The organism is Aliiroseovarius sediminilitoris (assembly GCF_900109955.1).
Classification (GTDB): domain Bacteria; phylum Pseudomonadota; class Alphaproteobacteria; order Rhodobacterales; family Rhodobacteraceae; genus Aliiroseovarius; species Aliiroseovarius sediminilitoris.
In genome coordinates this window covers 2,792,056-2,809,806 of record NZ_FOJB01000001.1, presented here as the reverse complement: position 1 = coordinate 2,809,806, position 17,751 = coordinate 2,792,056, and the positions used below count along the sequence as shown (strand labels likewise).

The 17,751-nt window shown below is 59.3% G+C and carries 17 protein-coding genes; 8 read left to right on the top strand and 9 right to left on the bottom strand.

Annotated elements, in window-relative coordinates; translation table 11 throughout:
• Positions 1 to 63: 63 nt before the first annotated feature.
• The gene (locus tag BMY55_RS13840; protein ID WP_091431485.1) at positions 64 to 951 is read right to left on the bottom strand and encodes a DMT family transporter; all 888 of its coding nucleotides are present in this window, start codon (positions 949 to 951) and stop codon (positions 64 to 66) included.
• A 234-nt stretch (positions 952 to 1,185) separates the two neighbouring features.
• Here BMY55_RS13840 and BMY55_RS13835 point away from each other — a divergent pair, with 234 nt between their 5' ends.
• Both BMY55_RS13835 and argF read left to right on the top strand, forming a co-directional pair.
• A complete protein-coding gene (locus BMY55_RS13835) occupies positions 1,186 to 2,370 on the top strand; it encodes an aspartate aminotransferase family protein (RefSeq protein ID WP_091431484.1) in 1,185 nt (394 codons plus the stop codon).
• Complete coding sequence (argF, locus tag BMY55_RS13830; protein WP_091431482.1) at positions 2,367 to 3,293, top strand: ornithine carbamoyltransferase; 927 nt, start codon at positions 2,367 to 2,369, stop codon at positions 3,291 to 3,293. The genes BMY55_RS13835 and argF overlap by 4 nt, the downstream gene beginning before the upstream one ends.
• 102 nt (positions 3,294 to 3,395) lie before the next feature.
• On the opposite strand, the gene BMY55_RS13825 is transcribed toward argF, so the two are convergent.
• On the bottom strand, positions 3,396 to 3,590 hold the full coding sequence (locus BMY55_RS13825) for a SlyX family protein (protein ID WP_091432637.1): 195 nt from the start codon (positions 3,588 to 3,590) through the stop codon (positions 3,396 to 3,398).
• A gap of 147 nt (positions 3,591 to 3,737) precedes the next feature.
• On the opposite strand from BMY55_RS13825, the gene hisS reads away from it, so the two are divergent.
• The 3 genes from hisS to hisG are packed head-to-tail and all read left to right on the top strand — an operon-like array spanning position 3,738 to position 7,004.
• On the top strand, positions 3,738 to 5,213 hold the full coding sequence (gene hisS, locus BMY55_RS13820; protein WP_091431481.1) for a histidine--tRNA ligase: 1,476 nt from the start codon (positions 3,738 to 3,740) through the stop codon (positions 5,211 to 5,213).
• Positions 5,206 to 6,309, top strand: a complete 1,104-nt coding sequence (locus tag BMY55_RS13815; RefSeq protein WP_091432635.1) for an ATP phosphoribosyltransferase regulatory subunit — start codon at positions 5,206 to 5,208, stop codon at positions 6,307 to 6,309. Before hisS ends, BMY55_RS13815 begins: the two co-directional genes overlap by 8 nt.
• Positions 6,306 to 7,004: an ATP phosphoribosyltransferase gene (gene hisG, locus BMY55_RS13810; RefSeq protein WP_091431479.1), complete on the top strand. Its 699-nt coding sequence runs from the start codon at positions 6,306 to 6,308 to the stop codon at positions 7,002 to 7,004. The genes BMY55_RS13815 and hisG overlap by 4 nt, the downstream gene beginning before the upstream one ends.
• Before the next feature lie 13 nt (positions 7,005 to 7,017).
• Here the strand turns inward: hisG and BMY55_RS13805 are convergent, their stop codons facing one another.
• The 4 genes from BMY55_RS13805 to trpS form a co-directional block, all read right to left on the bottom strand.
• Positions 7,018 to 7,659 carry a TIGR02453 family protein gene (locus tag BMY55_RS13805; protein WP_091431477.1) on the bottom strand — a complete coding sequence of 214 codons (642 nt, stop codon included), beginning with the start codon at positions 7,657 to 7,659 and terminating at the stop codon, positions 7,018 to 7,020.
• Between the two features lie 50 nt (positions 7,660 to 7,709).
• Complete coding sequence (locus BMY55_RS13800) at positions 7,710 to 8,276, bottom strand: hemerythrin domain-containing protein (RefSeq protein ID WP_245744746.1); 567 nt, start codon at positions 8,274 to 8,276, stop codon at positions 7,710 to 7,712.
• A gap of 73 nt (positions 8,277 to 8,349) precedes the next feature.
• On the bottom strand, positions 8,350 to 8,985 hold the full coding sequence (locus BMY55_RS13795; protein WP_091431474.1) for a CDGSH iron-sulfur domain-containing protein: 636 nt from the start codon (positions 8,983 to 8,985) through the stop codon (positions 8,350 to 8,352).
• 120 nt (positions 8,986 to 9,105) lie between these two features.
• Entirely contained in the window at positions 9,106 to 10,131 is a 1,026-nt protein-coding gene (gene trpS / locus BMY55_RS13790) for a tryptophan--tRNA ligase (protein WP_091431472.1), read from the bottom strand.
• 99 nt (positions 10,132 to 10,230) lie between these two features.
• Between trpS and BMY55_RS13785 the strand changes: the two genes are divergently transcribed.
• Positions 10,231 to 10,917 carry a rhomboid family intramembrane serine protease gene (locus tag BMY55_RS13785; RefSeq protein WP_091432632.1) on the top strand — a complete coding sequence of 229 codons (687 nt, stop codon included), beginning with the start codon at positions 10,231 to 10,233 and terminating at the stop codon, positions 10,915 to 10,917.
• 5 nt (positions 10,918 to 10,922) lie between these two features.
• Here BMY55_RS13785 and murJ read toward each other — a convergent pair whose 3' ends face one another.
• The 3 genes from murJ to BMY55_RS13770 are packed head-to-tail and all read right to left on the bottom strand — an operon-like array spanning position 10,923 to position 16,403.
• Complete coding sequence (gene murJ / locus BMY55_RS13780; RefSeq protein WP_091431470.1) at positions 10,923 to 12,461, bottom strand: murein biosynthesis integral membrane protein MurJ; 1,539 nt, start codon at positions 12,459 to 12,461, stop codon at positions 10,923 to 10,925.
• Entirely contained in the window at positions 12,461 to 15,244 is a 2,784-nt protein-coding gene (locus tag BMY55_RS13775; protein ID WP_177179353.1) for a [protein-PII] uridylyltransferase, read from the bottom strand. Before BMY55_RS13775 ends, murJ begins: the two co-directional genes overlap by 1 nt.
• Complete coding sequence (locus tag BMY55_RS13770; protein WP_091432630.1) at positions 15,231 to 16,403, bottom strand: penicillin-binding protein activator; 1,173 nt, start codon at positions 16,401 to 16,403, stop codon at positions 15,231 to 15,233. The genes BMY55_RS13775 and BMY55_RS13770 overlap by 14 nt, the downstream gene beginning before the upstream one ends.
• 81 nt (positions 16,404 to 16,484) lie before the next feature.
• Here BMY55_RS13770 and rsmI point away from each other — a divergent pair, with 81 nt between their 5' ends.
• Both rsmI and BMY55_RS13760 read left to right on the top strand, forming a co-directional pair.
• Positions 16,485 to 17,342 (top strand): 16S rRNA (cytidine(1402)-2'-O)-methyltransferase, encoded by an 858-nt coding sequence (rsmI, locus tag BMY55_RS13765; protein ID WP_091431467.1) that lies wholly within the window; start codon positions 16,485 to 16,487, stop codon positions 17,340 to 17,342.
• The gene (locus BMY55_RS13760) at positions 17,339 to 17,692 is read left to right on the top strand and encodes a YraN family protein (RefSeq protein ID WP_091431465.1); all 354 of its coding nucleotides are present in this window, start codon (positions 17,339 to 17,341) and stop codon (positions 17,690 to 17,692) included. Before rsmI ends, BMY55_RS13760 begins: the two co-directional genes overlap by 4 nt.
• Positions 17,693 to 17,751: the final 59 nt, after the last annotated feature.

Below are 17,751 nucleotides of genomic sequence, written 5' to 3'. Positions count from 1 at the left end.
CCAGTGAATTCACAAGCGGCTATTTTAGTCATAGTGCCGGGGGATACAAGCACAGAAGCGGCATCAGGCCGCCCTGCGTCCTTCCCGCCAGACCAGAAGCACGCCGCCCGCGATGATGATCGCAGCCCCAAGCAGGCTGGTGGGGACGGGAACGACGCCAAACACGCCGAAATCATACAGACCAGCGAAAACCAATGTGGCATAGGAAAACGGCACGGCAAAGCTTGCATCGGCGCGCCTCATGGATTGGATAAAGCAGGTTTGCGCCAATGCCATCATAAACCCAAGGGCGGCAAGGGCCGTCCATTGCGCGGGTGTGGGGGGCACCCAGACCCAGATCACCGCCATGGTTGCCACCGTCAGGCCGATGCCATTATTGATCCACAGGATTTGCAGCGGGGCTTCCCGACCGGTCAGGCGTTTGATCAGCGTGATCTCCAACCCCATGACCATAGCGGCGGCCAGTGCCAGAAACGCGGCCGGATGAAAGCTGTCCGCGCCCGGGCGGATCAGCACGACCGCCCCGATCAGCGCGATGGCAGCCGCGATCCAGCGCCACGGTCCCACCTGTTCCCCCAGCAAGACGATGGCAAACACCATGGCGAAGACCGGGTTCAGAAAACTGATCGCGGTGGCGTCGGCCAGCGGGATGAAGCCAACCGCGGCAAACATCAGGGAAATTCCGGTCCAGCCCGCAACAGATCGGGCGATGTGCAAGGGGATATTCGCGTTGCGCAGGGCCGGACGTTTGAGCGCGACCACCGTGCTGATCGCCAGAAACGCAAACAGAAACCGTCCATGACTGATTTGCAAGGGGTGCAGAGGGTCGCCCAAGCTATCACGCCCGACAAGCTTTGCCATCAGCGTTGTGCCAGCAATCAGTGACGATGCCAGCAGCATGAAACCTGCTGCCGCCAACGGGTTGTGGGTCGGGGTGGGGCGAGTCTCCATTTAACCCGCTTAAGGGTTTGGCGGCGTTCTGAAAAGGGTGGACAGCCGCGTGTCCTTGGCGTAAGCCCGCCTCATGATCAAACGCACGCATATCGCTGACACCCGACGCCGACGCATCCGCGCCTGACGCCTGCCCCGTTTGTTCCCCGCGTCGATGACGCGGCCCTTTCCGAAATTGTTGACTTGAGGCCCGCCATACGGCACCCAAAGGCTTCTTTAATAAAGGATACCGACATGATCCCGTCGCTTCTTCCAACCTATAACCGTGTTGATCTTGCGTTCGAGCATGGCCAAGGCAGCTGGCTTGTGACGGCAGGCGGCGAGCGATATCTGGATCTTGGCGCAGGGATCGCGGTGAATGCGCTGGGCCATGCCCATCCGGCGTTGGTCGAGGCGCTGACTGAGCAGGGTGCAAAACTGTGGCATGTGTCGAACCTCTATACCATTCCGCAGCAGCAGAAACTTGCAGACAAGTTGGTGGATCTGACCTTCGCGGATACCGCGTTCTTTACCAATTCAGGCACCGAAGCGTGTGAGCTTGCGGTAAAAATGGCGCGCAAACATTGGTATGACAAAGGGCAGCCAGAGCGGACGCGCATCATTGGTTTTGAAGGCTCGTTCCATGGCCGGTCGTCCGCCGGGATTGCGGCCGCGGGGGGCGAAAAGCTGACCAAGGGCTTCGGCCCGCTTCTGCCCGGCTTCACCCATCTGCCCTTCGGCGATATGGACGGGCTGACCAACGCACTGTCGGGTGGGGAAGTGGCCGCGGTCATCATCGAACCCGTGCAGGGTGAAGGCGGTATTCGCCCGGTGCCGGATGACGAGTTGACCGCGATCCGTGTGGCCTGCGACGAGGCTGGGGCGCTTTTGATTTTTGACGAGGTGCAGTGTGGCATGGGCCGGACAGGTCGGTTGTTTGCACATGAATATTCCGGCGTGACGCCTGACATCATGATGGTGGCCAAGGGTATCGGTGGCGGCTTCCCTCTGGGCGCTGTTCTGGCAACAGAAGACGCTGCCAGCGGCATGGTCGCGGGCACGCATGGATCCACCTATGGCGGCAACCCACTGGCCTGTGCGATCGGGGCGCGGGTTGTCGACATCATTGCCGATCCGGAATTCTTGAACGAAGTGAACCGCAAAGCGGGGTTGCTGCGACAAAAGCTGGAAGGACTGGTGGCAGCTCATCCAAACGTGTTCGACGCCGTTCGCGGCACAGGATTAATGTTGGGGTTGAAATGCAAAGCCCCCAATACGGATGTTCTGACAGCCTGTTACGGCGCGGGTGTGCTGTGCGTGCCAGCGGCGGATAACGTGCTGCGCATCTTGCCCGCGCTGACCATCGAAGACGAAGACATTGCCGAGGCCATCACCCGCCTTGAAACCGCTGCGAAGGCTGTGGAGGGCCAGACCCAATGACGCATTTTCTTGATATCAACAAAACCGACAAAGCCGATCTGACCAGCATGATGTCCGAGGCGCATCGCATCAAGCAAGCCCGCGCAGGCAAGCCCAAAGGGGCTTTGGACGATGAACAGCCGCTGAAAGACCATATGGTCGCGCTGATCTTTGAAAAGCCCTCGACCCGGACCCGCGTCAGCTTCGATGTGGGTGTGCGACAAATGGGTGGGCAGACGATGGTTCTGTCCGGCTCGGAAATGCAGTTGGGGCACGGCGAGACGGTGGCCGACACTGCCCGCGTGCTGAGCCGCTATGTCGACATGATCATGATCCGCACCTTTGAAGAAGCGACACTGCTCGAGATGGCGGAATATGCCGATGTGCCGGTGATCAACGGGCTGACCAACCGTTCGCACCCCTGTCAGATCATGGCGGATATCCTGACCTACGAAGAACATCGCGGGCCAATTGCGGGCAAGAAAGTCGTCTGGGCGGGGGACGGCAACAATGTCTGTGCCTCGTTCCTGCATGCGGCGGGCCAGTTTGGGTTTGACGTGACTTTCACCGGACCGGAGGTGTTGGACCCCGAAACGGTGTTTGTGCAAGAGGCGCGTGCCAAGGGTGCCAATATCGAGATCGTGCGCGATCCGGTGCAGGCCGTGGATGGGGCCGATCTGATCGTGGCTGATACATGGGTTTCGATGCACGACGCGCCCTCGGCGCGGGAACGTCGCCACAATCTGCTGCGCCCTTACCAGATCAACGATGCACTGATGGCCCATGCCAAACCGGATGCATTGTTCATGCATTGCCTGCCGGCCCACCGCGAGGAAGAAGTGACCAATGCGGTCATGGACGGCCCGCAATCGGTGATCTTTGACGAGGCCGAGAACCGGCTTCACGCGCAGAAAGCGGTCATGCGCTGGTGTATGGGCGCCTAGCTTTGATTTCGAGTGCGATCAGGGGCTTTGCCTGTGCTTTCGTCGGTGTCAGATGTTGACCAATGCGACACGGTGAATACCCTGGGTCATGAAAACCGGGCGTCAGTAATGCGGTGGGCGTTCGTCGCCCAAGACCACGCCACCGGAATTGGCCTGTTCCCGCTCGGCTTCGCGTTGCATCAACATACGAACGCGGTGGGTCATCTTTGACAATTCGGTATCCTGCCGCGTGACAACCTCGTTCAACTCCTCAACCTGGCGGGACAGGTGGGCGATGCTTTCTTCCAATTGGGTCAGGCGATCGTGTGTCATGGGGGGCGTGATAGCGTGGCTTTGCCGCAAGACCCAGCGGTTTTTTACACAAGCGCGAATGACAGGCTTTCCTTGCCCCTGACGCCCCCATCCGCTAGACCGCCCGCGATACATATTGAACCGGGACCAGTCATGGCCAAGCAGAAAAAACAGCCCCGCCCCAAGGCGATCACGCCCAAGGGGTTTCGCGACTATTTCGGCGCAGAGGTGGACGAGCGGAAACGGATGCTCGACCAGATCGCGGCGGTTTATCATCGCTATGGCTTCGATGCGCTGGAAAGCTCGGCGGTGGAAACGGTCGAGGCGCTGGGCAAGTTCCTGCCGGATGTGGATCGCCCGAACGAGGGTGTGTTCGCGTGGCAAGACGACGACGACAGTTGGCTCGCGCTGCGCTATGATCTGACCGCGCCCTTGGCCCGCGTTTATGCACAGCATCGCAACGATCTGCCCACCCCGTATCGCCGTTATGCGATGGGGCCGGTATGGCGCAACGAAAAGCCCGGTCCGGGGCGGTTTCGTCAGTTTTATCAGTGTGATGCGGATACGGTTGGCACGGCCTCCATGGCGGCGGATGCCGAGATTTGCGCGCTGCTGGCGGATACGTTGGAGACCGTCGGCATCCCACGCGGCGACTATGTCGTGCGGGTGAACAATCGCAAGGTTTTGAATGGTGTATTGGAGGTGATGGGCGTTGACGAAGGCCCCACCCGCGATGCTGTTCTGCGCACCATCGACAAGTTTGACAAAGTTGGTGAGGCCGGGGTGCGCGAGCTTCTGGGCAACGGTCGTCTGGATGCTTCGGGCGCGTATATCGATGGGGTCGGGCTGTCGGAGGAACAGGCACAACCCGTGTTGGCGTTCCTGACCTCGAAAGGCAAAACTGCGGACAAGACACTGGCCAACCTGCGCGCTGCCGTGGGCGATAGCGCCATTGGCGCCGAAGGCGTGACCGAGTTGAACGAGATCGCAACTCTGTTGGCCGCCCAAGGCTACGGCCCCGACCGCATCGTTATCGACCCCTCGGTCGTGCGTGGTCTTGGCTATTACACGGGTCCGGTCTTTGAGGCTGAACTGACTTTCGAAATCCTTGACGAAAAGGGACGCCCGCGTCAGTTCGGATCGGTGGCCGGGGGTGGTCGATATGACGATCTGGTCAGGCGTTTCACTGGTCAGGCCGTGCCCGCGACGGGCGTGTCGATTGGTGTGGATCGCCTGTTGGCGGCCTTGCGCGCCAAGGGGCGGATGGATGGCGAGACCGTTGGTCCCGTTGTCGTGACCGTGATGGATAAATCCCGGCTTGCTGAGTATCAGGAGATGGTAGGCGAGTTGAGGCAAGCGGGTATCCGGGCCGAGGTCTATTTGGGCAATCCGAAGAATTTCGGCAATCAGTTGAAATATGCAGATAAGCGAGGGTCGCCCGTCGCGATTATCGCGGGGTCTGACGAGTTCGAAGCCGGAAAAGTGCAAATCAAGGATTTGGTGTTGGGCGCAAAAATAGCCGAGAACGCAACGCTTGAGGAATGGAAAGAACGCCCCAGCCAGTTCGAATGCGACCGCGCCGATATGGTCGCCAAGGTGCGCGAAATCGTCGAGGGTTATGATGGCTGACAAGGCACGCGTCCGCATCGAGGCCGCGCGGTTTCTGCAATTCTTCGAAAATCACGGCGCAAGCGTCGTCGAAACTGATATCCTGCAACCCGCCGAGACCCTTCTTGACCTTTATGGCGAGGACATACGCGCGCGCGCCTTCGTGACCCACGATCCTGATCTGGGTGAGACGATGTTGCGCCCGGATTTCACCGTGCCTGTGGTGCAGATGCACATGGCGGATGGGGCGGAACCTGCGCGCTATGCCTATATGGGCGAGGTGTTTCGCGCACAGGACGAATCCAAGCATCGCGCGTCCGAGTATTTTCAGGTGGGGTATGAGGTTTTTGACCGTGCCGCCCCGATTGAAGCGGATGCCGAGGTTTTTGCGCTGCTGAAAGAGATTCTTGAACCACTGAACCTGCGCGCCGCAACCGGGGACATGGGGTTGCTGCTGGCCGCCGTTCGCGGGCTGAGCACGACCGAGCGTCGCAAGGCCGCCCTTCTGCGCCACATCTGGCGTCCCCGCCGCTTCCGTGCCTTGCTGGATCGGTTCTCCGGGCGGGCGCCTTTGCCGGAAGGGCGTGATGCGCTTTTGGCGCAGACCGAGCCGATGAACTGCAAGACGCCGCAGATCGGATTACGCTCGCGTGCCGAGATTGCCGAGCGGATTGCGGCCCTGCGCGAAGATGCCGCCGCTCCACCCATTTCGGCGCAAGAAGTCGAGCTGCTGGATGACTTGCTGGGATTGCGTGAAACGACGGCCAATGTATTGGAACATCTGCGCGATCTCGCCGTGGACATGCCTGCGATTGCGCAGGCGGTTGACCGTCTTGAAATGCGTGCCGAGGCTTTGACGCGGCGCGGTGTTGATGTCGCAACGCTCGATTTCGAAGTCAGCTATGGCCGCACCTCGATGGAGTATTACGATGGGTTTGTCTTTGGTTTCTATGCCGAGGCTCGGCCCGATCTGCCCCCCGTTGCGACCGGCGGGCGCTATGATGCGTTGACGCGTGTGTTGGGCAACCAGAATGGTGATGCGCGTGACATACCGGCGGTTGGTGGCGTGATCCGCCCCGAATTGACGCTGGACCTGACAGGCGAGGCGGGGCAATGACCGTGAAGCTGGGCGTACCCTCGAAGGGTCGGTTGATGGAAAAGACCTTTGATTGGTTCGGGGCGGCAGGGATCGAGCTGTCGCGCACCGGGTCCGATCGCGAATATGCAGCCGCCGTTGGTGGGATAGATGGCGTCGAATTGGTGCTTCTGTCTGCCGGTGAAGTTCCGCGGGAGTTGGCGGCGGGGCGCATTCATCTGGGCGTCACCGGGTCCGACCTCGTGCGCGAAAAGCTGGGCGCGTGGGATGAGAAAGTGATCGAGCTTGCACCGATGGGGTTCGGTCATGCCGATCTGATCATAGCCGTGCCGAAATGCTGGGTTGATGTGAACACGCTGGACGATCTGGACGCGGTGGCTGCGGCCTTCCGTGCCAAGCACGGATTTCGTCTGCGGATTGCCACCAAATATCACCGTTTGATCCGTGATCATCTACGCGATCACGGTGTGGCCGATTACCAACTGGTCGACAGTCAGGGCGCAACCGAAGGCACCGTGAAGAACGAAACCGCCGAAGCGGTGGCCGACATCACGTCGACCGGCGAGACATTGCGGGCCAACCACCTGAAGATCCTGTCGGGAGGACCGGTTCACAAAAGCCAGGCCACCTTGTTCAAATCGCGCAAGGCCGATTGGTCTGATGTGGATCGTGCAACGCTGGCAAAACTGTGCCGGAAGCTGGGTATTGAGCGCTAGAGATCGAGCGCCGTCAGGCTGGCAGGTGTTCCACCATCCAGTTGCGCAGTGGGTCGAAGGCTCGTAATGCGTCGGCGATCCTGGTCCCTGCGTCGTGACCCAAGGCGTGATCCAGATGAAAAGCGTCCTGCCAAACGGCGAGACCCTTGTGACGCAGCAATGTGGCGTTGGGGTGATCAGCAGGGTAGGGGGATGGCACGCGTTTGAGCTCCGGTTCCGGGATTCGCAGCCCGTTTTGGCGTGCATCTTCCAGCAGATCCGTCAGCTTGTCGCCCGCCGATCCTGCCACAACGTCGCGCCATAGTGCCAGCCGCTGTTTGTCAAAGGCAAACAGGCCATAACCGATCTTGAGTTCATCGGGATGCAGGCCAAACATCCACGCCGCCCCCGTCGCGGCGTCGCCGAACCCGATATGCACATGGGCGTTAAAGGGCGTTTTGTCCTTGGAAAACCGCAGATCGCGGTGGATACGAAACATCTTCGCGGTGACATCGGTGCCATATCGTGCCGCCAGCCGTGAGGCGAGGTCATCGCAGAAGACTTTGGCCGCGTCCTTCACATGCAAGGTATAGCGTGCTTTGTTTTCGGTGAACCAGTCGCGAGTGTTGTTGGCCTTGAGATCGCCTAGAAAGGCCAGGGTCTCCTTCGTGAACATGTCATTCCTTCCGTATTGGGTGTCTGCGCCAGCGGACGCAGACACCTGTGTTACCCGCGCAATTTGTGATGCAGCAGGATCGGCACGACCAAATCCTCTTCATCTGTCAAATGGCGCGACAGGAAACCTTCAAGCACTTCTGTCATATCGTGCACCGGTTGGGCTTCTTCGCGCGCTTGTGATTCATCCATCTGGGTCAGTGTCACCACCCGGTTGGCTTGCCGGGTGAACCGATCCAGCAGATCGTCCAGCACGACATGGTCAGCCTCCAGCGTGTCCAGCCCGTGGTCGAAGCGTGCGTCGGCAGCGGATAGCTCTGGAAAGAACTTGCGATCTTCCCAATGGTGGTGCCCATGCAGGTTGCGCACCAGCAGGTTCCCATATTGCGACAGGCGCCGCGCGTGATCTTCCGGTGCGATCTGTTTGTCCAGATACCCTTCTGTGTTCAGGCGGATCAACTCGGCCAGTTGTCCAAACATGACATGTGCCCCCATCCAGTTCTGAATGGACGCGGCGAAATTCGGGTCATCCTGCCACGCCTCGCGTGGGTAATCCCGAAGCAACAGGCGCATGTCTTCGGGGAGCGCCTTTTGTCTTATGGTTGGCATATGTGTCATGCAGGAACAGATAGTGTTATGATATAACAATTCAAGCCCCGCAGTCAGTTGCCCGGCTTGTCATCCCAGTTTGTCACCCCGGCGTGTCCTTGAAACCAGCCTGCTTGTGGCTGCCATCGCAGAACGGCTTGTTCTTCGATTGTCCGCAGCGGCACAGATATGCCATGCCCAGCTTGGCAATGCGCTTGCCGGTTCCGGTGCACATCTCGACATTCCCGTCGATTTTCAGGGGACCGTCCGGTTGCCTGTCAACCTTCACTGCGCCCCCTTGCCCGTCCTTTTCCGGCGGGGTCTTTGGTGCAGGTTCACCGGTTGTGGCGAAGCCCGCGTCCACGTGGCTGTTGTCGCAATAGGGTTTATTCTTCGATTGCCCGCAGCGGCACAGGGCCACACGTGTTTGCGTTTCGCCACCCTCGACCGAGATGTCGCCCGCCAGAACCAACGGCCCGTTTTCAAGGATCGCCAGACGGTTGATCTGCGGCGGTTGTTCGTCCCGCCCATAACCACGCCGATAGGCCAATGCGCCAGACGGGCACGCGCGGATCACCGCTGCGACCTCTTCCGCGGCGGCTTGGTCGGGCTGCACCCATGGGCGATTGCCCGGGTCAAACACCTTGGGTAATTGCAGAAAGCAATTTCGCGAATGGATGCAACGCCCAAGATCGAAACTTACGGTGATGTCTTGACCAGTATATTCTTTCCGTTTCATCGCGCGCTCCCTTTGACTGTCAACCTTCAGCCTAGCCGAAATTGCGCGGATCACCAAAGGGCATGAACGCGAAAGGGCGCAGGTGGTTCAGCGCCCTTCAAGTGTGGATGCCGCCCGCGTTTACCCCCGGCGCGACCGCAGAAACCCCATGATGTCATAGGTTTGATCCAGGATTGGCTGGGCGATGGCTTCGGCGCGTTCAGCCCCCTGCGCCAGAACGCGGTCGATCTCGGCCTTGTCATTCATCAGCCGCGCCATCTCTTCTGAAATTGGCCCCAGCTTTGCGACAGCCAGATCGGCCAGGGCAGGCTTGAACGTGCCCCAGCCGGCCCCTGCAAACTCGGTAATGACCGCTTCGGGCGTGGTTTCGGACAGTCCAGCATAGATATCCACGAGGTTGCGCGCCTCGGGGCGACCCTTGAGACCTTCAAGCGTATCTGGCAAAGGTTCCGGATCGGTGCGCGCCTTCTTGAACTTCTTGGCAATCGTGTCGGCGTCATCGGTCATGTTGATCCGCTCCATGTCGCTTTCACCGGACTTGGACATCTTCTTTGATCCGTCGCGCAGGTTCATCACGCGCGTTGCCGGCCCTTCGATAATCGGTTCGGGCAGGGGGAAAAAGCCTTCGGCCCCATAATCATGGTTGAATTTGGCGGCAATGTCGCGCGTCAGTTCGACATGCTGCTTCTGATCCTCGCCCACAGGCACATGGGTTGCGTGATACAGAAGAATGTCGGCAGCCATCAGCGCAGGATAGGCGTACAGGCCCAGCGACACCTTCTCGGCGTTCTTGCCAGCCTTGTCCTTGAACTGTGTCATGCGGTTCATCCAGCCCACGCGCGCAACGCAGTTGAACAGCCATGCAAGTTCGGCGTGCGCGGGCACCTGACTTTGGTTGAAAAGAACAGATTGCGCCGGGTCGATCCCTGATGCCAGATAGCCCGCGGTCACTTCCCGGGTGGCATCCTTCAGCTCTTTCGGGTCTTGCCAGACGGTGATCGCGTGCAGGTCGACGACGCAAAAAATGGCCTCGTAATCCTGCCCTTGCATGTCCACAAATCGCTTGATGGCACCAAGGTAGTTGCCCAATTGCAGCCCGCCCGAAGGCTTGACGCCTGAGAAGACGCGTGGCGTGTGATTGGTCATGTTTTCACTCCGTCTGGATTTCTTACCTCCCGTCGCTTACCCATGTGGGCAAAGGCCGTCAAGAAAGGCCCGCATGGAAGTGGCCAAGGAGAGCCAGTTATGAGCAGTTATCGCGAAGAAAGCCCCGTGAACCCTTTGCCGCCGGTGGTGATCGCGTTGGCGGTGTTCCTGATCGGGATCGAACTGGTGTTTGCTGCGGGCAGCCGAGGCTTCATTGGTGGGCCACAGGCCGCAGGCTGGCGCATCACGATGATCGAGGAATGGGGCTTTCGCGAGCCCCTGTTTGCCTGGATGGTGGAAAACGGGCGCTTTCCGCTGCCGGATCTTGCTCGGTTTTTCACCTATCCGTTTCTACACCTGAGCTTCACTCACCTTCTGTTTGTGCTCGTATTTTTACTGGCGCTGGGCAAGATGGTGGGCGAAGTGTTTTCTTCTCTCGCGTTTCTGGTGGTGTATTTCGGTGCCTCGATCGGCGGGGCGTTGGCCTATTGGATGGTATGGGACACACCGGTAGTTCTGTTTGGCGGATTTCCCGCTGTTTATGGGCTGATCGGGGCCTATACGTTCATTTTGTGGACCAATCTTGCCGCGACCGGAGGAAACCAGCTTTCCGCCTTCCGTATCATCGCGTTTTTGATGGGATTACAGTTGATTTTCGGGCTGCTGTTTGGCGCAGGTCTGAATTGGGTGTCAGAGATTGCAGGGTTCGTCACTGGCTTTGGCCTGTCTTTTCTCGTCAGCCCCGGCGGGTGGTCAAACGTGCTGACCCGGTTGCGCAGGCGGTAGGCATATCAGCCCCGGCGCAGAGCGCCTTTGACCTCGGACAGGCGGAAGGCACCAAACAGTTGCCCCAGGCAACCATAGGTGACGATCCCGCCAACGACCAGGATGACAAGCGCCACGATCTTCAGGCCGGGAATGCCGAACATTGGGCCCATGACGAGCACCAGAACCCACAGCACCGCACCCATGGTCCAACTGGCCGCCGCCAGCCGCCAGAAGCGTCGCCAGAAGCGCGCGTCAAACCTGGTGTCGTCTCCCATCCGGGCCGCGCCGATCCATGTCAGGCCCGTGATCGCCCAGCCCGCTACAGTTGTTCCGATGGCGGCAGCGATGAAGCCGATCCAATAACTTAGCCCGACAGCGACCACCAGATTGACGATCATCCCGACGATGGCAAAGTGAAACGGCGTGCGGGTGTTTTCGCGCGCGAAATAGACCGATGCCAGCACCTTTTGCAGCACGAAGGCGGGCAGCCCAGCCCCGTAAATGGCCGTGGCCAGAGCGGTCGACGCGGTGTCATCCGACGTAAACGCACCGCGCTGGAACAGCACTTCGATCAGTTGGGTCGGGACCACCATCAAGGCAACCGCAGCCGGAAAGGTCAGGGCCAGCGACAACTCGCCAGCACGGCTCAGAGCATTGCGGCCAGCCAGATTGTCCCCGGACCGCAGGTTGCGCGACAACTCGGGCAGCAGAACGATCCCGATGGCGATGCCGACGACGCCCAGCGGCAGTTGATAAAGCCGGTCGGCATAGTAAAGCCACGCCACCGCCCCGTCGAAGAAGCTGGCCACCTGACGACCCACCAGCAGGTTAATCTGCGTCACGCCACCTGCAAGCGCGGCGGGGGCGGCGATGATGAAGAGGCGTTTCAACTCTGGCGTCATGTGTGGCCTGCGCGGCACAAGGCGATAGCCTGCCCGACTTGCCGCCACCCAGACCAGCACGACTTGCGCAATACCTGCAACCGGAACGGTCCAGGCCAAGGCATTGCCGATGTCATAGCCAAAGCTGTCAGCGATAAACATCGCCACGATGAAAATCACGTTCAGAAGCACCGGCGCCGCCGCTGCGGCCATGAACCGGCCTGTGGCGTTAAGCACGCCGGATAGCAAAGCCGCCATTGATATGAACAGGATATATGGAAATGCGATGCGCCCATAGGTGACGGCAAGGTCGAACCTGCTGTCATCGGCAAAGCCGGACGCCATGGCATAGACCAGCGCGGGCATGAAGATTTGCGCGATTATAGTGAAAATCACCAGAATGAAGGCCAGACCGGACATGGCGTCGCGCGCGAACTCCTTCGCGCCTTCGCCGCCCTCGTGCTTCTTGGAAAACATCGGAACGAAAGCGACGTTCAATGTGCCTTCGGCAAAGAACCGACGGAACATGTTGGGCAGGGAAAACGCGATCAGAAACGCCTCGGCAACCGCCGATGATCCCAGAAACGCGCCGATCATGATGTCACGCACGAAGCCAAGGATGCGGCTGGCCATCGTCCAGCCGCCCACGGTCATGAAGCCTCGCGCCAGTCTGGAAGCCATTACGCCGTAGCCCTTTCGGCCGATTGCTCGATCGCCTGCCGCAGTTTGGCTTCAAGCTGCAATTTCTTGTGCTCGGCCATGATTTTCAATCCGAACATGTCCTTGACGTAGAAGGAATCCACCACCTGTTCGCCATAGGTGGCGATCACGGCCGACGCAATATAGATATTCGCATTCGCCAGTGTCCTTGTCAGGTCATGCAGCAGGCCGGGGCGGTCGCGTGTATCGACCTCTATGATGGTATAAATCTCGGATCCGTCATTGTCGAAAGTAATATGCGTGGGCACCTTGAACACACGCTCGCGCTTTTTCAGCTTGTCACTGTTGGCGTTGGCCTCGGTCGCGATGACCTCGCCCCTGAGCAGGCGGTGAAGCATCTTTTCAATGCGTTCCTTGCGCGCCACGTCAAACGGATGACCGTCTGAATCCTGCACCCAGAAACAGGCTGTCGCATACCCGTCTTTCGAGGTATAGGTCCGCGCATCCACGATATTGGCCCGCACTGCCGTCAAGGCACCTGCGATGCGCGAGAAGATGCCCGGATGATCCGCGAGCGCGAAATAGACACGTGTCACATCGCGTTCTTCATCTTCGTAGATGTCGATCCGCACTTCGTCATCCTTGATGTCACGCAAGAGCTTGGCAAAGACCTTGTGCGCGGTGACATGCAGCCCCTGCCAATAACTGTCATAGTGGCGTGCGGTCTCGGCCCGCAGGTCTTTGGCGGTCCAGTCGGACAACTCCTGACGCAGGGCGCGTTTGGCCTCGGTGCCGCGGGTGGCGCGGTTCAGATCCTCCATCCCCTCTTCCAACGCGCGTTGCGTCTGGTTGTAAAGCGTGCGGATCAGTGTGGCTTTCCAATTGTTCCAAGTGTTCGGACCCACACCGCGTATGTCACAGACTGTCAGCACTGTCAGAAGCTCCAGCCGCCGCATGGTTTTCACAGCTTTTGCGAAATCCCGCACCGTGCGTGGATCGGCAATGTCGCGTTTCTGCGCCATGTCCGACATCAGCAGGTGATAGCGGACAAGCCATTCAACAGTGGCGCTATCCTTGGCGTTCAATCCAAGTCGGGGGGCCACTTTGCGGGCGATTTGTGCGCCAAGAATGGAGTGGTCCTGCGGTCGCCCTTTTCCGATATCATGCAGCAGCATTGCCACCATAAGCACTTTGCGGTTGATGCCTCTATTCAGGATCTCGGTCGAGATCGGAAGCTGGTCCCCCAACTCGCGCCGTTCGATCTGCGCGAAGTTCGAAATCACCTGAATTGTGTGCTCATCCACCGTATAGGAGTGGTACATGTTGAACTGCATCATCGCCACGATCGGCTCGAACTCGGGGATGAAGGCAGCCAAGACGCCCACCTCGTTCATCCGGCGCAGCGCACGTTCCGGGTTGCCGTGTTTCAACAGAAGACCAAGGAAAATCCGGTTGGCTTCCTTGTCGTTGCGCATATCGTCGTCGATCAGATCAAGATTGGCGGACACCAGACGCATGGCGTCCGGGTGGATCAGCATGCCGGTGCGCAGGCCTTCTTCGAACAGGCGAAGCAGGTTCAACTTGTCGGACAGGAAAGCGGTGTCACTGACCACGTCAAGACGGCCGTGCTTCTCTTTATACCCCGGTTTCAGGCGCTTGCGGCGCTTGAACAGCCGCAAGAGCGCCGGAGCCTCTTTCAATTGCGCAGCTTCCAGCGCGCTCAGAACGATGCGCGTCAGGTCGCCGACCTGGGTGGCGTGAAGAAAATAGGCCTGCATGAAATGTTCGACCCCCCGCCGCCCTTCGGTATCCTTGAACCCAAGACGATCCGCAACCTCGACCTGAAGATCGAATGTCAGTTGGTCAGAAGGTCGATTGGTCACAAGGTGCAACTGGCAGCGGACAGCCCAAAGGAATTCCTCGGCTTCGCGGAAGGTTTCGTATTCATCTTCGGTGAACACGCCTTTCAAGACGAGGTCCTGCGGTTTCTTCACTCGGTGCTGGTATTTGGCGACCCAAAACAGGGTTTGCAGATCGCGCAACCCGCCCTTGCCCTCCTTCACATTGGGTTCGACCATAAACCGCTGATCACCCTGCTTTTCATGCCGGGCATCGCGTTCGGCAAGTTTGGCTTCGATGAACTCGGCCAGCGTGTTCTTGAACAGCTTCTTCCAAAGCTGATCGGCAAGTTTCTGGGCCAGTTCAGCATCTCCGCAGATGTGACGCTGTTCCAGCAATGCGGTGCGGATCGTGAAATCATCATGGCCAAGACGCAGGCAATCGTCGATCGTCCGAGACGCATGGCCAACTTTCAGCCGCAGATCCCACAGCATATACAGCATGCTTTCGATGACGCTTTCGGCCCAAGGGGTGATCTTGTACGGCGTCAGGAACAACAGATCGACATCGGACTGGGGCGCCATTTCGGCCCGACCATAGCCACCCACAGCCAAAAGCGCGATACGTTCCGAGGCGGTGGGGTTGGCAAGCGGATGCAAACGTTCAATGGCCACCCGGTATATGAGAGAGACAATCCCATCCGTCAGAAAGGCATAAGAGGCGATGGCCGGATAGGCCTCCAACGGGTGTTCGGCCAGCGCAGAGGCAATGGCAGTGCGGCCCGACTTCATTGCATTGCGCAACAACGACACCGTGGCATTTCGCACCGTTGCCGCGTCAGGCGCGCCCTCGAATATGGGCTGCAATTCCGCCCACAGCGCGTCACCATCAAAGATGTCGCGCGACGGACAGATCAGATCGGGGACCGGGGGGAATGCGTCCCGGTTTGGCTCAGAACCCGGCACCGCCGAAGCTTCTGGGTGCAGGATCGATCACGACGACCTGATTGTTTCGAACCTGAGCGACCGCCAACCCGCGCTCGTTCGTGCCGTTGGGGCGCAGGCGGAAGATGCCGTTAACGCCTACAAACCCTTGCGATTGCGTCAATGCGGTCGTTGTCAAAGCATTTGCACGACCAGATTTCGCAAGCGCGCCGATGGCCGCGATGCCGTCATAGGCAAGACCGGCAATCGGGTGCGGTGCTGCGCCATATCGAGCCTGATAGCGGCTGGCAAAACGGCTGGACAATCCGGGGTCGGGCAGGGCGAACCATCCGCCCTGAACGCCGGGCAGGGCCAGCGCGTTTGACGGGATATCCCAGCGTTGCAACCCGATGAATTGGGTGGTGGTCGGGTCGACGCCATTTTCCGGCAAAAGACCGGCAAGGAACGGCAACGCGCCTGACGTGCCGGATGTAAAGAATACCGACTGAGCGCCCGAACTTTTGACTTTTGAACTAATCGCAGGCATCGCGTTTATGATACCATTTTGCGTCAAATCGAACGATGCAGTCCCGGCGAGCGTCGCGCTTGAATTCGCAATCGCTGCGCGGATGGCGTTGCTGCCCTGAACCTCGGCCGGATCATTGCCGTGCAGGACCATGATGCGGCCTTTGCCACTGCGCGCAGCATAGCGCACCAGGCGGTTTGCGACGTTTTCGAACGTGTTGCCCAGAACAAAGACGTTGCCGCCGGCAATGTCGGTATTGTTCGAGAAACTCAACACATTCACATTGCGCCGTGACACTGCCACACCGGCAGCGTTTGCACTTTGGGCAAAGACCGGTCCCAGAATGATTTTTGCACCGTCGTTCACAGCTTTGGTCGCCATTGCGCCCGCTTGATTCGGGCTTCCACCCGTGTTGTAAACCCGCAGGTCGATTTCGACCCCAGACAGTTCTGCCATCGCCATGCGGGCGGCGTTCTCAAGTGATGCAGCAAGGTTCGCATCATTGGCCGATCCAGACCCGCCGGGCACCAGAAGGGCCACCGGCACAGGCTTTCCGGGATTGATGTTCTGTCCGGCCTGAGGACTGGGGACGCCACATGCGGCAAGCGCGGACAGCCCTAAAGTGGCAAGCAGCAAGCCGATCGCCTTGCGGGTGCGGACGAAAACAGAGAACATACCAAAATCCTTTCCCAAGCACGGCATCGAACTGCCGATGCAGACGGGCATATCATAGACTCAACAATCGACAGGTCCAGTGTGAAACCCCAAAACACCCAGCTTGATCCGGGCCTCTATCTTGTGGCGACCCCCATCGGCAACGCGCGCGACATCACGCTGAGGGCCTTGGACGTTCTGGCGTCGGCTGATGTGATCGCGGCTGAAGATACCCGCACGACGCGCAAGCTGATGGATATTCATGGCATCGCACTGAATGGGCGCAAGCTCATTCCCTATCACGACCATTCCGGGGACGCCGCACGGGCGGGCATCGTGAAGCTGATCGCTGCGGGCAAATCCGTCGCGTATGCCAGTGAAGCGGGCAGCCCACTGATTGCCGATCCCGGGTATGCGCTTGCGCGTGAAATGTCCGACGGTGGGTATTATGTCACTGCCCTTCCAGGTGCTTCTGCAACGCTTGCGGCGCTCAGCCTGTCAGGGTTGCCTACAGACCGATTTCTGTTTGCCGGGTTTCCGCCAGCGGCCAAAGGGGCGCGGGCAACATGGCTTGCCGAGTTGTTGCCCTTGCCAACCACGCTTGTCATCTTTGAAAGCGCCAAACGAATTCAGAAATTGTTAGCTGAATTGTGTTCGTCTGGAGCGGAGATGCGTCAAGCGGCGGTGTGTCGTGAACTGACCAAGAAGTTTGAAGAGGTGAAGCGTGGCACCGTGGCCGAACTCGCGGAGATGCTGACCGAGAAACCGATCAAGGGTGAAGTCGTAATTGTTCTCGACCGGCCCGGCGACGTGCAAGACGAAGGGGCGATGGAAGATTTGTTGACCAAGGCCATGGAAGATATGTCGATGAAAGATGCCGTCAATGCGGTCGCACAAGCACTGGGTCTGCCCCGTCGCAAAGTCTATCAGGCGGCGCTTGAGCTTGGACGTCAGGAATGAGCGGTCTTGTCTCCTACCTGTCCGGGCAGACCGCCGAGGAAACGGTTGCGGCTGATTACCTTCGCAGGGGGCAGAAGGTGGAAGCGCGCCGTTGGCGTGGCACTTATGGCGAGGTTGACCTGATCGCCCGCGATGGCGATACGGTGGTATTTGTCGAGGTCAAGAAATCCCGCGACTTCTTGCGCGCGGCTGAAAGGATCACGTCCGCACAGCTTGAGCGCATACATGCCACGGCCTGCGAATACCTTGAAAACGAACCGAAGGGCCAGATGACGCCGTGCCGCTTCGACGTTGCCCTGGTCAATGCTCAAGGCGCGACCGAAATCATCGAAAACGCATTGGCCTATTGAAGCCCATTGCGCATTGGCGCCTGCTGTCCCATTTAAGGGAAGCAAAAACAGGAGTGCGC

What these genes read in the sequence shown, in the direction of transcription:
- BMY55_RS13835 (WP_091431484.1), top strand. Translation starts at nt 1,186, where the DNA reads ATGATCCCGTCGCTTCTTCCAACCTATAACCGTGTTGATCTTGCGTTC.
- BMY55_RS13815 (WP_091432635.1), top strand. Translation starts at nt 5,206, where the DNA reads ATGGCTGACAAGGCACGCGTCCGCATCGAGGCCGCGCGGTTTCTGCAA.
- trpS (WP_091431472.1), bottom strand. Translation starts at nt 10,131, where the DNA reads ATGACCAATCACACGCCACGCGTCTTCTCAGGCGTCAAGCCTTCGGGC.
- BMY55_RS13840 (WP_091431485.1), bottom strand. Translation starts at nt 951, where the DNA reads ATGGAGACTCGCCCCACCCCGACCCACAACCCGTTGGCGGCAGCAGGT.
- BMY55_RS13795 (WP_091431474.1), bottom strand. Translation starts at nt 8,985, where the DNA reads ATGAAACGGAAAGAATATACTGGTCAAGACATCACCGTAAGTTTCGAT.
- murJ (WP_091431470.1), bottom strand. Translation starts at nt 12,461, where the DNA reads ATGGCTTCCAGACTGGCGCGAGGCTTCATGACCGTGGGCGGCTGGACG.
- argF (WP_091431482.1), top strand. Translation starts at nt 2,367, where the DNA reads ATGACGCATTTTCTTGATATCAACAAAACCGACAAAGCCGATCTGACC.
- BMY55_RS13760 (WP_091431465.1), top strand. Translation starts at nt 17,339, where the DNA reads ATGAGCGGTCTTGTCTCCTACCTGTCCGGGCAGACCGCCGAGGAAACG.
- BMY55_RS13770 (WP_091432630.1), bottom strand. Translation starts at nt 16,403, where the DNA reads ATGTTCTCTGTTTTCGTCCGCACCCGCAAGGCGATCGGCTTGCTGCTT.
- BMY55_RS13805 (WP_091431477.1), bottom strand. Translation starts at nt 7,659, where the DNA reads ATGTTCACGAAGGAGACCCTGGCCTTTCTAGGCGATCTCAAGGCCAAC.
- BMY55_RS13800 (WP_245744746.1), bottom strand. Translation starts at nt 8,276, where the DNA reads ATGACACATATGCCAACCATAAGACAAAAGGCGCTCCCCGAAGACATG.
- hisS (WP_091431481.1), top strand. Translation starts at nt 3,738, where the DNA reads ATGGCCAAGCAGAAAAAACAGCCCCGCCCCAAGGCGATCACGCCCAAG.
- hisG (WP_091431479.1), top strand. Translation starts at nt 6,306, where the DNA reads ATGACCGTGAAGCTGGGCGTACCCTCGAAGGGTCGGTTGATGGAAAAG.
- BMY55_RS13785 (WP_091432632.1), top strand. Translation starts at nt 10,231, where the DNA reads ATGAGCAGTTATCGCGAAGAAAGCCCCGTGAACCCTTTGCCGCCGGTG.